Source organism: Colwellia sp. MB3u-4, from assembly GCF_014077065.1.
In the GTDB taxonomy this organism is placed as follows: Bacteria; Pseudomonadota; Gammaproteobacteria; order Enterobacterales; family Alteromonadaceae; genus Cognaticolwellia.
Genome location: NZ_JACGVE010000076.1, coordinates 31,212 through 44,826, shown reverse-complemented (window position 1 = coordinate 44,826; position 13,615 = coordinate 31,212). Strand labels below are relative to the sequence as shown.

The window sequence follows — 13,615 nt, the reverse complement described above, 5'->3', positions numbered from 1 at the left end:
GTGAGGTTGCTGTGAAAAAATTTCTCCTCTTAGTTTGTTTAATGGTAAATTTTACTAGTGATGCCAAAAATTTCTATGTTGGCTGGGAACTTTGGTTTCCTTATCAATATCGTAATAGCCAGCAAGAGCTTGTCGGCTTAGATTTCGAAATTTTCAATACAATATTTGCCAAAGTTGGTTATACAGCAGAATATACTGAATTACCCTGGAAGCGACATTTACACTATATAAAAACCGGTGAAATGGATGTTGCTATGGGCGCGTCATTAAGCGAAGAAAGACAGCGTTACGCTATATTTAGTGAACCTTATAGACAAGAGACAGTGAATTTATTTGTTAGAAATGGCCAAGCTAATAGTATTAAGTTAGGTGGTTTATCAGACTTAACCAACAGCAATTACATGATTGGTATCGAAAGTGGTTATTATTACGGTGATGAATATCAAAAGTTAATGAAAACGGCTGAATTTCAAGAACATATTCTTGAAGTTGTTGATATTGAAGAGAATGTAACCTTACTATTAGCCGGGCACATTGATGGTTTTTTGGTTGATCCGGCCACCATTAAAGCCTTCTCTGACAAGTACAAAATGGCTGGAGAATTTGAAAAGCATGCTTTAAGTATTTACCAGGCAGACATTCATATTATTTTCAGCAAAAAATCAGTTAAACCTGACGTGGTTACAGCGATTAATCAGGCCATTGGTGATTTAAAAAAATCGGGTGAGTTAGATAAAATAATTAATAAATGGAACCAACTTAATTAAGTGTAAAATCAGGTTTCAATACTGGGTTTCAATACTGGGTTTCAATACGGATGAATAAATGTAAAACCACACTTGTTGGCTGTTAAGTTAGACCGGTTCCGGTAAAAATAATATAAACATCTTATCTGAGCTTTAAAGCTGACTCCTCCGAGTTGGTGACAACTGTTTTTAAATCTTAGCCGGTCTTAGGCCAGCTAGCCCCATAGACTAAATTTCAACGTTAGTATTATTTTCTTATTAATACCAATCTCACTAATTATCTGATCATTTTTACGGGTTAAAATAATCCACTGCTGCGTTATTTATTTAATAATTAGAACAACTCGTTATTAAATAAATGCCTTCTATTTGGCCATTATTCCTGTGTATAAAGTAGACCACCTAATTAATGAAATGGGTATAAGTTCATTGCCGCGATTGTTTTCGGTTAAGTGTTTTCGGTTACGTATTTTGGCCGTTAAGGGTTGAACTCGTCGATGTAGTTTGAATAATTTGATTTCTTAACCATTTATTGGCGGGGTCAAAATCGACATTGCGGTGCCAATATAAATGCACGTCAATATCGTGCAAACTCACGGGTAAAGAAAATACTTGCAAATCAAGCAGCTGGCTGTACATTTTCGCTGTTGTTTCGGTCAGTGTAAGCAACATGTTGTTATCGGCAATAACTTGGCAGGCAGAAAAAGCATGCTGACACCTCAAGCCAATTTTTCGTTGTAGTCCTAATCGTCCTAACTCAAAATCTTCAATACTTAATCCTACTGTGCGAGATGAAACCAGTACATGCTCTTGTGCGAGGTAGGTCGCTAAATCAAGTGTCGATTTTACAATAGGGTGGTTTTTTCGTGCTAGCACCACCAATTTGCTTTGGTCTAATTGGGTATGCAAAATATTGTCACTAACCGGCAATAAGGTGTCTATCGCTAAATCAATATCACCACTGGCCAATTTGTTTTCCAATTCATGGCGATTGACTCGGCGACTACTTTGTAAATTAATTAAAGGCGCTTCTTTTCTGATGCGCTGCATTAAAGGGGGTAAGTATGAGGCTTCTAAAGCGCCATGTAACGAAACATTGAAGTTATTACGCGAGACTAAAGGTTCGAACTGTCTAGACTGCGCCAAGCAAACTTTTAATTGTTGTAAGGCTTCACGCACATCGGCAATAACATTATTGGCAACCGGTGTTGGCCGCATCTGATTACCTTGACGAATAAATAAAGCATCATCAAAATTATGCCGAAGTTTACTTAATGAATGACTCACGGCAGGTTGCGATAAGTTAAGGGCTGAAGCCGCTTTGGTAATATTTCCTTCGCAGTAAATCGCTTCAAACACCACAAATAGATTTAAATCTACTTTCATACTTTCTCCATTTAATTTAGCAAGCATTAAGCCACTATTGGTCATGTTATTATTTTAATCTATGTGCATTTTTGGCTACTAGTTAGCTAGAACTATTCATTTTTTCCTTATGGTATTAAGACCGATAAAAAATAGCTCGCTGTAGATCTTTGTTAACTCACTAGGTTAATAGCTGGTTTAACCGTTGACGGACTAAAGTCCGACCTACAAAAAATCACCCACAATTGTATTATCATCCGTAAAAGCACCAAGGCAATTAATAACAAGCCAATTAAAATAGTGTCAACGGTGATGCGTTATTCTTTAGTTATGTTACAAGTAATCCACCTTATTATCTATTCATAATTTGAATAGTAAGTTATAAGAACTATTCATTTGCTTAATTTTTTGCGGGCACTTAGCATAGATTAATCGCGTTAAGCTGATATTTTAATCATGACAATGGCAAGTAATATACTGGTAAGCAATAAAGTGGTAAGCAATAAAATGATCATAAAAGAATATTTAAATCTAATGCAAAACCAATACGTTATGGCAGTAGCCTAGTTTTATGGCCGCTATTTATCTGATTCGTCATGGCCAAGCCTCATTTGGTAAAGCTGATTATGATCAGTTATCTAAAAAAGGGGCGATGCAATCTCAGTTATTGGGTAAGTGTTGGCAGTCATTGCCGGCACCTGAGCACATTTTTTCGGGCGATTTACTTCGCCATGAACAAACCCTTGAAAACTTTTTATTAGGTTATCAGGGTAATAAGCCTGCGAGGATTTTACATTCAGGTTTTAATGAATTTAACCATGTAGAAGTGCTGACACGTTATGATGCCCAATGGAAAAATTTTGCTGATAAGGTAGCAAAAACAAATCAGTTAGCCAACGCCAATCAAATTTTTCAAGCAGAATTTTCATTGGCCATTAAACGCTGGGTTGGTGGCGCATACGACAGTGATTATATTGAGAGCTGGCCACAATTTAAAAAACGTTGTATCACAGCTTTGCAAGACGTTATTAACCAAGCATTAATGATTAAAAAACCTTTAAATAACGCCAAAGGGTCAAACGATATATGTATTTTTACCTCGGGCGGAACAATCTCTGTGCTTGTTCAACATATATTAGGTTTATCAGATCAAAATACACTGGCAATCATTCAACAGTTACGTAATACCGGTGTGACTAAATTACTCTTTTCAAAAAAAAACTTAAGCATTGATTATTTTAATAATTATAGTCATTTAACCCAAGCGGGTGCTGACTGGGTTACGTTTAGGTGAGATAAGCGTTAAGAGACAAGTAAAAATAAAAACAAAATTTATAACAAGGAATGAAGATATGAGTACCAATTTATTTGATTTAACAGGAAAAATTGCTTTAGTTACCGGTGCAAGCAGAGGCATTGGTGAGCATATCGCTAAACTGCTCGCAGAAAACGGCGCTCATGTTATTGTCTCGAGTCGTAAAATAGCAGGTTGCCAAGCCGTTGTTGAGCAAATTATTGCCGCGGGTGGCAGTGCACAAGCCATTGCTTGTCATATTGGTGAAATGGAGCAGATAGAAGCCATATTTGCTCAAATTTCAGCAGAGCACGGTAAGCTAGATATATTAGTGAACAATGCCGCGACAAATCCATACTTTGGCCATGTATTAGATACTGATTTAGCGGTGTTTCAAAAAACGGTTGACGTTAATATTCGTGGCTATTTTTTCATGTCAACGATTGGCGCTAAATTGATGAAAGCAAATAACGGTGGGGCGATTGTTAACGTGGCCTCTATTAATGGCGTTATACCGGGCGATTATCAAGGTATATATTCTATTACTAAAGCTGCGGTTATTTCGATGACCAAAACTTTCGCGAAAGAATGTGCCCAATTTAACATTCGTGTTAATGCCATATTACCCGGTGGCACAGACACTAAGTTTGCTTCTACCTTAGTTAATAATCCAAAAATATTAGCACAAATGTTACATCACGTGCCGATGAAGCGAGTGGCTCAGCCTGAAGAAATGGCGGGTACTGTATTGTACTTGGTTTCCAACGCTTCAAGCTACACCACAGGTACGGCGATTAATGTTGATGGCGGCTATTTGATTGGCTAGGTAATAGCCCTTTAAATTTATATCACAAGCGTCAATTAGTGTTGGCTCAGGCTGTTAGACTTATTGTCGCCACTTTAGTTAATTTACGCAGAGCAAATAAAAATGAACGAGTTTAGGGAATAAGATGACTAGCATTGACGCAGAAAAAAATGTAGAAAAAAGTGTAGAAACAAAAGCTGAAAATAAGGGCGTAACTAATACCTTAACTAAAGCCGTAACTAACACCGAAAATAGTACTGCTAAACTTTTTCAACCCTTATCCATCGGTGGTTTAACCTTAAAAAATCGTACTGTCATGGCACCGATGACTCGGACATTTTCGCCAAACTATATCCCAACCGACGAGGTAGCTCAATATTATCGTCGCAGAGCCGAAGGTAATGTTGGCTTAATTATTACCGAAGGCACGTTTATCTCACATAAAGCCGCCAACGGTTATGAGCGTGTGCCGGCTATTTTTGGTGAAGAAGCCTTAGCGGGTTGGAAACATGTGGTTGATGAAGTTCATGCCGCCGGTGGGAAAATTGCCCCGCAGTTATGGCATGTAGGCTCAGTACGTAAAGAGGGCATAGGCCCAGATAAAACCATACCGGCTTATAGCCCCTCAGGTTTGTATAAGCCGGGCACACCCAACGGTATTGCCATGAGCCAAGCAGATATTGATGAAGTGGTTAGCGCATTTGCTCAAGCGGCTGCTGATGCTAAAGCTATTGGTTTTGACGCAATTGAAGTGCATGGCGCGCATGGTTATTTAGTTGACCAATTTTTTTGGCAAGGCACCAATCAACGCAGCGATAAATATGGCGGCTCATTAGAAAATAGAGCACGTTTCGCTGTTGAAATAGTGCAAGCCATTCGCCTTGCGGTTGGCGAAGACTTTCCAATTATTTTTAGATTTTCTCAATGGAAACAACAAGATTATGAGGCTAAGCTTTGTCAAACACCTGAAGAGTTAACAACATTTTTATTGTTACTCAGCAATGCCGGTGTAGATATTTTTCACGCCAGCACGCGCCGATTTTGGCTAGCTGAATTTGAAGGTTCAGCCCTTAATCTTGCCGGTTGGACGAAAAAAATTACTAATAAACCGGTTATCACTGTCGGTAGTGTGGGTTTAGATAGTGATTTTACGGGTGAAGGCAGTGTCGACCTTGGGGGTACATCAAACCCAACCAGTATCGATGGTTTATTGGCACGTTTAAATAATGATGAATTTGATCTGGTCGCTATCGGCCGAGCATTGTTAGTTGATCCAGAGTGGGTCAATAAAATTAAAGACAATAAAGCTGATGAAATAGCACAATTTAATAAAGCCGCGCTGATGAAATTAAGTTAATCGCCATCGCAGAAATGTTCGCGATAGTGTGAATTTAAGACTGCAGAGGGTTAACGGCGCTAAAACGACACAAATAACAGCCAGATACTAAAAAATAATAAGGATCACCCATGGATTTTGAATACAGCGACAAAGTTAAAGAATTAATGGCACGTGTCAGCACATTTATGGACAGCCATGTTTATCCTGTTGAAGCACAAATGCATGAACAAGTAGCTCAGGATCAATGGTCAACCCCGCCCTTAATGGAAGCACTTAAAGCCAAGGCGAAAGCGCAAGGCTTATGGAATTTATTTTTACCGGTAAGTTACGGTAAATATAGTGCCGGGCTAACTAACTTAGAATACGCTCCCCTTGCCGAAATTATGGGCAAAGTGATGTGGGCGCCAGAAGTGTTTAATTGCGCGGCACCTGATACTGGCAATATGGAAGTATTGGCTAAATATGGTAATGAAGCTCAGAAAAAACAATGGTTAGAGCCGTTACTTGAAGGCAAAATTCGTTCAGCATTTGCCATGACCGAGCCAGAAGTTGCCTCAAGTGATGCGACCAACATAGCACTTCGCATAGAACGTGAAGGTGATGAATATGTTATCAATGGTCGCAAATTTTATATCAGTGGCGCCTGTCGCAAACAATGTGAAATTATGATCGTGATGGGCAAAACTGATCCTGACAATAGCAACCGCTATATTCAGCAATCTCAAGTGCTAGTGCCGATGAAAACACCGGGCGTAACTATGGTACGTCCAATGCAAGTGTTCGGTTATAACGACGCTCCCGAAGGGCATGCTGAAATCACCTTTGACAATGTCCGCGTACCGGTTGAAAACATTATTGTGGGTGAAGGCAAAGGTTTTGAAATTGCCCAAGGTCGTTTAGGCCCAGGCCGTATTCATCATTGCATGCGCTCTATTGGCGTAGCACAACGTGCGCTGGATTTAATGTGTCATCGGGTTAACGAGCGTATTGTTTTTGGTCGCCCCATGATCAAACAGCAATCCGTGCGTGAAGACATAGCTATTTCTGCTTGTCAGATTGAACAAGCACGCTTGATGACCTTAAAAGCGGCGCAAAAAATGGACACTGACGGCAATAAAGCCGCTAAAGATATTATCGCTATGATTAAAATCGTCGCGCCGAGTATGGCACTTGATGTACTTGACCGTGCTATTCAATGCCATGGCGCCGTTGGTGTCAGCCAAGATACCTTTTTGGCCCATGCCTTTGCTGGCCAAAGAACCTTGCGTTTAGCGGATGGCCCAGATCAAGTACACATGATGCAACTTGGCCGCGATTTAGTGAAAAAGACAACTTCAGGTCAATTGCTGTAAACATTGAGCAGGTTAAACCAATAAAAGAGATAAACAGATGACAGCAAGCTTTGCTTTTGATGTAGAAAAATTAACTCAATACCTTGAGTCTCATGTCGCAGGTTTTATTGGCCCTATCACATTAAGCAAGTTTACCGGTGGGCAGTCAAATCCTACTTTTAAAGTAACGGCTGAATCGGGTTTGTATGTATTGCGCAGCCAACCACCGGGAAAATTGTTAAAATCTGCCCACGCCGTTGATCGAGAGTTTGAAGTGCTTGATGCTCTTAAAGGTACTGACGTACCTGTTGCTCAGGTTTATCACCTTTGTCGCGACACCGGTATTATTGGCGCTATGTTTTACTTGATGGAGTTTTGTGATGGTAGCGTTTACTGGAGTCCGTCATTAGCTGAAATTTCAACCAATGCTTATCGCAGCCAACTATATGATGCGATGAATAAAACCTTAGTCGCTCTGCACAGCGTTGATATTGACCTAGTGGGTTTAGGTGATTATGGCAAAGCAGGTAACTACTTTGAACGACAATTTGGTCGTTGGTCTTCGCAATATCGCACAACAGAATTAGAGAAAATTTCGGCTATGGACCAGCTGATACTTTGGCTTGAAAAACACCTGCCTGAAGATGATGGCCGAGTTTGCTTAGTACATGGTGACTTTCGCCTAGACAATATGATGTTTGCCAAAGACAAGCCTGAAGTCATGGCTGTGTTGGATTGGGAATTATCGACGTTAGGACATCCTTTTTCTGATTTAGCTTATCAATGTATGCAGCTGCGTATGCCACAAGGGATGGGCGCTATCGATGGCCTGCAAGGTGTTGATAGGGTGAGTTTAGGCATACCCACAGAAGCAGAATATGTTGCAAGTTACTGTCAACGCATGGGCATTGACCGTATCGATAATTGGACCTTTTACCTAGCATTTAGCTTTTTTAGATTAGCGGCAATAGTGCAAGGCGTGGCAAAACGTGCATCAGAGGGCAACGCATCAAATAAACAGGCCAATAAAGTGGGGGCCTTTGTTGAACCTTTAGCGCAAATGGCTTTAAGTATTATCGAGCAGGAAGGCGAACAGGCAGCCGAAAAAACAGACGAAAAAATAGCAGATAAGTAATGCCAAAGGTAAGTTTTGAAGAAAAATATCGCCATGTAAATTGAGTGATAACGGCGCGTTATAACAAAAATTCATCAACAATATTTGTAATGTAAGGGAAATACCATGGATGCACTATTAGATTTTACAGGAAAAGTAGCTGTTATTACCGGCGCAGCGCAAGGCTTTGGACAGCTGTTAGCACAAGAGTTGGCTAAGCGTGGTGCCAAGTTAGTGATCAGTGATATTAACGAGTCTGGTGTGTTAAAAGTTGCTGAAGATATTGCATCAACTGGCGCTGAGGTTATTGCACTGGCTTGTGATGTTTCAAAAAATGATGACTGTAAAGCCATGGTCGACACCGCGATTAAACACTTTGGCCGTGTTGATATAGGGGTTAATAACGCCGGTGTTGCGCACGAATTTATGCCACTACATGAGATAGACGAAGCCATAATGGACAGTCAATTTGCCATTAATGTTAAAGGTGTTCAATTTGGCATGCGCCATCAAATACAACAAATGTTGCAACAAGGTGAAGGTAGCATTCTCAATGTCAGTTCTATGGCTGGCCTAAGTGGTGCCGCCAGAGGTAGTGCTTATGCGATGGCTAAACATGCGGTGATTGGTTTAACCAAGTCTGGTGCGGTTGAATATGGTCGTGACAATATTCGTATCAATGCCATTTGTCCCTTTTTTACCTTAACGCCTATGGTGACTAATTTTGCTGACCAAGAACAACAACAGAAAATGGCTAGAGGCGCCCCAATGAATCGCTTAGGCGAACCTAAAGAAATTGTTGCCATGATGCTGATGATGTTATCTCCAGCGAATACTTACATGACAGGGCAATGTATCGCCATAGATGGCGGTGTTTCAGCGCAATAAGTTAATAACCATGTAGTCACTTGCACTAACTCGCTGTTATTGAACTAAGTAAAAAGATGAGAAGATAATTTTATGTCTGCAACATTAATGAATGAACGTGATCTTGAATTTATGCTTTATGAGCTTTTTGATAGTGAATCACTGATAAAACGAGAACGCTATCAAGACCATGACCGTCAGACTTTTAATGAGGTCATTAATACGGCTAAAGCCATAGCTGAGAAACACTTCTTACCTATTCGACAAAAACTTGATACCCATCAACCTACTTTTGACGGTAAAAACGTCAGCCTTATCCCTGAGTTAAAACCGGCTATTGAAGCCGTAATAGCCTCGGGTATTTCTTCAGCTAGTGCAGATTTTTCCTCAAATGGCATGCAATTACCGCCCATTATTGCAAGCGCGGCTAACACCTATCTAACCGCCGCAGGTGGTGTTGGCTTAGGTTACAACATGTTGACCACGGCTAACGCAAATTTACTGCAAGCCCATGGTAGCAAAGCCCTGATTGAAAAATGGGTTAAACCCATGCGCTCAGGACGATTCATGGGCACCATGGCGATGACCGAGCCAGGCAGCGGCTCAGGACTTGGCGATTTAATCACCAAAGCGGTTAAGTCAGCAGATGATACTTATCGCATTAGCGGTAATAAAATCTATATTTCTGGTGGCGATCATGACTTAAGTGAAAATATTGTCCATCTAGTACTTGCGCGAGTAAAAGGCGCAGTGAAAGGTATTAAAGGTATTTCATTATTTGTCGTGCCAAAATTTTTAGTGAACCATGACGGCACTTTGGGTGAGGATAATGAGGTGGCGCTAGCGGGTTTGTTTCACAAAATGGGTGGTCGCGCTCACACCTCAACAGCCTTAAGCTTTGGTGAAAAAAATGGCTCAGTGGGCTACTTAGTGGGTGAAGAGAATCAAGGGCTTAAGTACATGTTTCATATGATGAATGAGGCACGTATTATGGTGGGTACTAGCGCTGCAACACTCGCGGTTGCCGGTTATCAATATTCGCTTGATTACGCAAAAAACCGTCCACAAGGGCGCTTGCCATCATGCAAAGATCCACTTTCTCCCATGGTTAATATTATTGAACACGCCGATGTTCGCCGTATGTTACTCGCACAAAAGGCCTATGCTGAAGGCGCACTTGCACTGGTGCTTTATGGCTCACAACTGAGCGATGACGAAAAAACGGCCCCCACAATTGAAGCACGACAAGATGCACAAGAGTTATTAGACTTTTTAACGCCAATTATAAAAACCTGGCCGTCAGAATATGGTACTAAAGCTAACGACTTAGCTATTCAAGTCTTGGGTGGACATGGTTATATTAACGAGCATCCTGTTGAATTGTTTTATCGTGACAATCGCTTAAATGCTATTCATGAAGGCACCACAGGAATTCAGTCATTAGATTTATTAACCCGTAAAGTACCGATGAATAAAATGGCCGGCTACACAGCAACTATAGCCGAAATTTATAGAACCATTGAACAAGCAAAACCCTATAAAAATTTAGCTGAATTTTCTAGCCAACTCAGTGCTGCTGTTGAGACCTTAAAACAAACAACTCAAGTGGTATTAGGTGCAATGTCGACCGGCAATATCGATTTGGCTTTAGCTAACTCAGTAAAGTACCTTGAATTTTTTGGTCACGTTATTGTCGCCTGGTTATGGTTAAAGCAAGGCATAGTGGCCAGCGAAGCACTGAGTAAACAACCGCATCAAAGCGATGAGGACTTTTATCACGGAAAGCTAAAAGCATTACAGTATTTTTATCGTTTTGAGTTACCAAAAATAGCGCTATGGTCGAGTATTTTAGCAAATTCAGACAGTACAACCTATGACATGAAAGTAGACTGGTTTTAAAGCTTAACGAGCCTTAAATAACTCTGTACTTAAATAACCAGGGTCTTAATAATCATGCGCTTAAAAGGAAATTTACTATGCCAACCATAATAACAAAAGATCAATTAGCCAATTACATTGGTTTTGAGGCTGAGCCAACCCCTTGGCACCAAATAACGCAGGCGCAAATTAATCAATTTGCGGATTGCACCCTAGATCATCAATTTATCCATATTGATGAAGAAAAGGCAAAAGCAACGCCATTTGGCTCAACCATAGCCCATGGCTTTTTATCTTTATCAATGCTTTCTCATTTTGCGGAAGACTTCAGCGTCATTATTGAGGGTTTCTATATGGGCTTAAACGCGGGTTTTGATAAAGTCAGGTTCTTGCAACCGGTTAAGGTAAATAGTCGGGTTAGAGCACATGCTAAAACGCTAGCGATTGAAGAGAAAAAACCAGGGCAATATCGTTTATCGACACAAGTGACGGTTGAAATTGAAGGTTGTGACACACCGGCATTAGTGGCGGAATGGCTTTCAGTGCAAATGGTGAAATAAGCTTATCTATTGTCTCAATGTGAACTATTAATAAACAACCAATTAAAGCATGTTAAGGAAGTATTATGCCAATAAGTTTTGAAGGTAAGGTCGCTATTGTTACGGGCGCGGGTAATGGTTTAGGCCGTTCACACGCCTTAGCACTTGCAGCACGTGGTGCAAAAGTGCTGGTTAATGACTTAGGTGGTGCGCGCGATGGTAGCGGTGCATCGTCACAAGCCTCTGAAGAAGTAGTGCGTTTAATTACAGAAAATGGCGGTGAAGCTATCAGTCACGGTGCTAACGTTGCCAATTTTGATGAAGTACAAGACATGGTGAACCAAGCTATGGAAAAATGGGGTCATGTTGATATCTTGATTAATAATGCCGGTATTTTACGTGATAAATCTTTTGCTAAAATGAGCTTAGATGACTTTAAACTAGTGATGGATGTTCATGTTATGGGCTCAGTTAATTGCACTAAAGCGGTTTGGGACATCATGCGCGAACAAAACTATGGCCGTATCGTAATGACCACCTCTTCAAGCGGTATGTACGGTAATTTCGGTCAAGCAAATTACGGCGCGGCAAAAATGGCGGTGTTAGGTTTAATGAATACTTTAGTACTTGAAGGCGCAAAAAATAATATTCGCGTCAATGCCCTAGCGCCAACTGCAGGCACACGTATGACGGAAGATTTAATGCCGGCAGAAATTGTCCAAGCTTTTGCACCTGAAGCGGTAACAGCCGGTCTGTTAACACTGTGTGATGACGATGCCCCTAATCGCTTTATTTTATGTGCTGGCGCAGGCGGCTATTCAAGTGCCAGTATCGTTGAAACCCAGGGTTGTTTTATTGCCGAGCAAAACCAAAATCCTGAAACTGTACGTGAACAATGGCCCGAGTTAACTAATCAAACAGGCCAAACGACATTAGCGTCAGGTGCCAAACAAGGTGAAAAGTTTGTTTTAAAAGCCATGGCTTTTATGAAATCACAACAAAAAGCAAAAAAATAGTCACGCGTAACTATTTGGATGAAAAACTATCGATTAACTATCAAAGACTTAATAGGGATGTATCATGAGAGAAGCCGTTATTGTATCAGTAGCTCGTACGCCAATTGGCAAGGCGTATCGTGGCGCATTTAATGACTTATCAGCACCAACATTGGCCGCTGTGGCGGTAAAATCTGCAGTAGAACGGGCAGGAATTGATGTAAATGAAATTGAAGATTGTATTTTTGGTGCTGCGTTGACACAAGGTAATCAAGGGATGAACTTTGCTCGTCAAGTGGCTATGGCGGCCGAGTTACCTGTTTCTGTTGCGGGTATGACAATTGATAGACAATGTTCATCAGGTTTAATGTCGATAGCAACCGCGGCAAATCATATTGTTTGCGATGGCGCACAAGTGATGGTTGCCGGTGGTTGTGACTCCATTAGTTTAGTGCAAAACGATAAAATGAATATGCATCGCGTGGTTGATCCCAGTGTAAAATCCTATCGCCCAGCGATATATATGCCTATGCTAGATACTGCAGAAGTGGTAGCTAATCGTTATGATATATCAAGAGCAGCACAAGATGCTTATGCACTTAAATCTCAACAACGCACGGCAGCGGCACAAGCCGCAAATAAGTTTGATGATGAAATTGTACCAGTTACAGCAACAAAATTAGTGATGGACAAAGCAACCGGTGCTATCAGTAAAGTAGAAGTGACCTTAACGCAAGATGAAGGCAACCGTCCATCAACTCATATGGCAGGTTTATCGGCGTTGAAAGCAGTAAAAGAACATGGTTCAATTACCGGTGGCAATGCGTCACAGTTATCTGACGGTGCAGCCGCTGTGGTATTAATGGAGCGTGAATTAGCCGAGCAGCGCGGACTTAAGCCATTAGGCGTTTATCGCGGCATGGCCGTTGCGGGTTGTGAACCGGATGAAATGGGTATTGGTCCCATTTATGCGATACCAAAATTACTAGCGCGTAATAAGTTAACTATGGACGATATTGGTTTATGGGAAATTAACGAAGCCTTTGCCGTACAAGTTTTATATTGTGCTCAACAGCTGGGTATTCCAGAAGATCGTCTGAATGTAAATGGCGGTGCTATTTCAATTGGTCATCCATACGGCATGAGCGGCACGCGTATGGTTATGCATGGGTTAATTGAAGGTAAACGACGCGGTGTAAAATATGTGGTGATCAGCATGTGTATTGGTGGTGGTCAAGGTGCAGCAGGTTTATTTGAAGTACTTTAAACATTAAAGGCAATGTAGCAAAAATAATAATAACATCACTTATTAAATGCCACTTTTTAAATATCAGATAGTAAG

12 protein-coding genes are annotated in these 13,615 nt (G+C 40.9%); 11 read left to right on the top strand and 1 reads right to left on the bottom strand.

What is annotated here, in order from left to right:
• The first annotated feature begins 11 nt into the window (after window positions 1-11).
• Window positions 12-767 carry an ABC transporter substrate-binding protein gene (locus tag H4J61_RS08180; RefSeq protein WP_182184678.1) on the top strand — a complete coding sequence of 252 codons (756 nt, stop codon included), beginning with the start codon at window positions 12-14 and terminating at the stop codon, window positions 765-767.
• 441 nt (window positions 768-1,208) lie between these two features.
• Here H4J61_RS08180 and H4J61_RS08175 read toward each other — a convergent pair whose 3' ends face one another.
• Entirely contained in the window at window positions 1,209-2,132 is a 924-nt protein-coding gene (locus H4J61_RS08175) for a LysR family transcriptional regulator (protein ID WP_182136762.1), read from the bottom strand.
• 550 nt (window positions 2,133-2,682) lie between these two features.
• Between H4J61_RS08175 and H4J61_RS08170 the strand changes: the two genes are divergently transcribed.
• The 10 genes from H4J61_RS08170 (at window position 2,683) to H4J61_RS08125 (ending at window position 13,540) form a co-directional block, all read left to right on the top strand.
• Window positions 2,683-3,405: a histidine phosphatase family protein gene (locus H4J61_RS08170; protein WP_182184677.1), complete on the top strand. Its 723-nt coding sequence runs from the start codon at window positions 2,683-2,685 to the stop codon at window positions 3,403-3,405.
• Between the two features lie 58 nt (window positions 3,406-3,463).
• The gene (locus H4J61_RS08165) at window positions 3,464-4,231 is read left to right on the top strand and encodes an SDR family oxidoreductase (protein WP_182184676.1); all 768 of its coding nucleotides are present in this window, start codon (window positions 3,464-3,466) and stop codon (window positions 4,229-4,231) included.
• Window positions 4,232-4,355: 124 nt separating this feature from the next.
• On the top strand, window positions 4,356-5,567 hold the full coding sequence (locus tag H4J61_RS08160; protein ID WP_182184675.1) for an NADH:flavin oxidoreductase: 1,212 nt from the start codon (window positions 4,356-4,358) through the stop codon (window positions 5,565-5,567).
• A 110-nt stretch (window positions 5,568-5,677) separates the two neighbouring features.
• Complete coding sequence (locus H4J61_RS08155; RefSeq protein WP_182184674.1) at window positions 5,678-6,901, top strand: acyl-CoA dehydrogenase family protein; 1,224 nt, start codon at window positions 5,678-5,680, stop codon at window positions 6,899-6,901.
• 37 nt (window positions 6,902-6,938) lie between these two features.
• Entirely contained in the window at window positions 6,939-8,015 is a 1,077-nt protein-coding gene (locus H4J61_RS08150) for a phosphotransferase family protein (RefSeq protein ID WP_182184673.1), read from the top strand.
• A 105-nt stretch (window positions 8,016-8,120) separates the two neighbouring features.
• The gene (locus tag H4J61_RS08145; RefSeq protein ID WP_182136756.1) at window positions 8,121-8,882 is read left to right on the top strand and encodes an SDR family NAD(P)-dependent oxidoreductase; all 762 of its coding nucleotides are present in this window, start codon (window positions 8,121-8,123) and stop codon (window positions 8,880-8,882) included.
• Between the two features lie 72 nt (window positions 8,883-8,954).
• On the top strand, window positions 8,955-10,760 hold the full coding sequence (locus H4J61_RS08140; RefSeq protein WP_182184672.1) for an acyl-CoA dehydrogenase: 1,806 nt from the start codon (window positions 8,955-8,957) through the stop codon (window positions 10,758-10,760).
• 77 nt (window positions 10,761-10,837) lie between these two features.
• Entirely contained in the window at window positions 10,838-11,299 is a 462-nt protein-coding gene (locus tag H4J61_RS08135) for a MaoC family dehydratase (RefSeq protein ID WP_182184671.1), read from the top strand.
• A 65-nt stretch (window positions 11,300-11,364) separates the two neighbouring features.
• The gene (locus H4J61_RS08130) at window positions 11,365-12,294 is read left to right on the top strand and encodes an SDR family NAD(P)-dependent oxidoreductase (RefSeq protein ID WP_182184670.1); all 930 of its coding nucleotides are present in this window, start codon (window positions 11,365-11,367) and stop codon (window positions 12,292-12,294) included.
• 64 nt (window positions 12,295-12,358) lie between these two features.
• Entirely contained in the window at window positions 12,359-13,540 is a 1,182-nt protein-coding gene (locus tag H4J61_RS08125; RefSeq protein ID WP_182184669.1) for an acetyl-CoA C-acyltransferase, read from the top strand.
• Window positions 13,541-13,615: the final 75 nt, after the last annotated feature.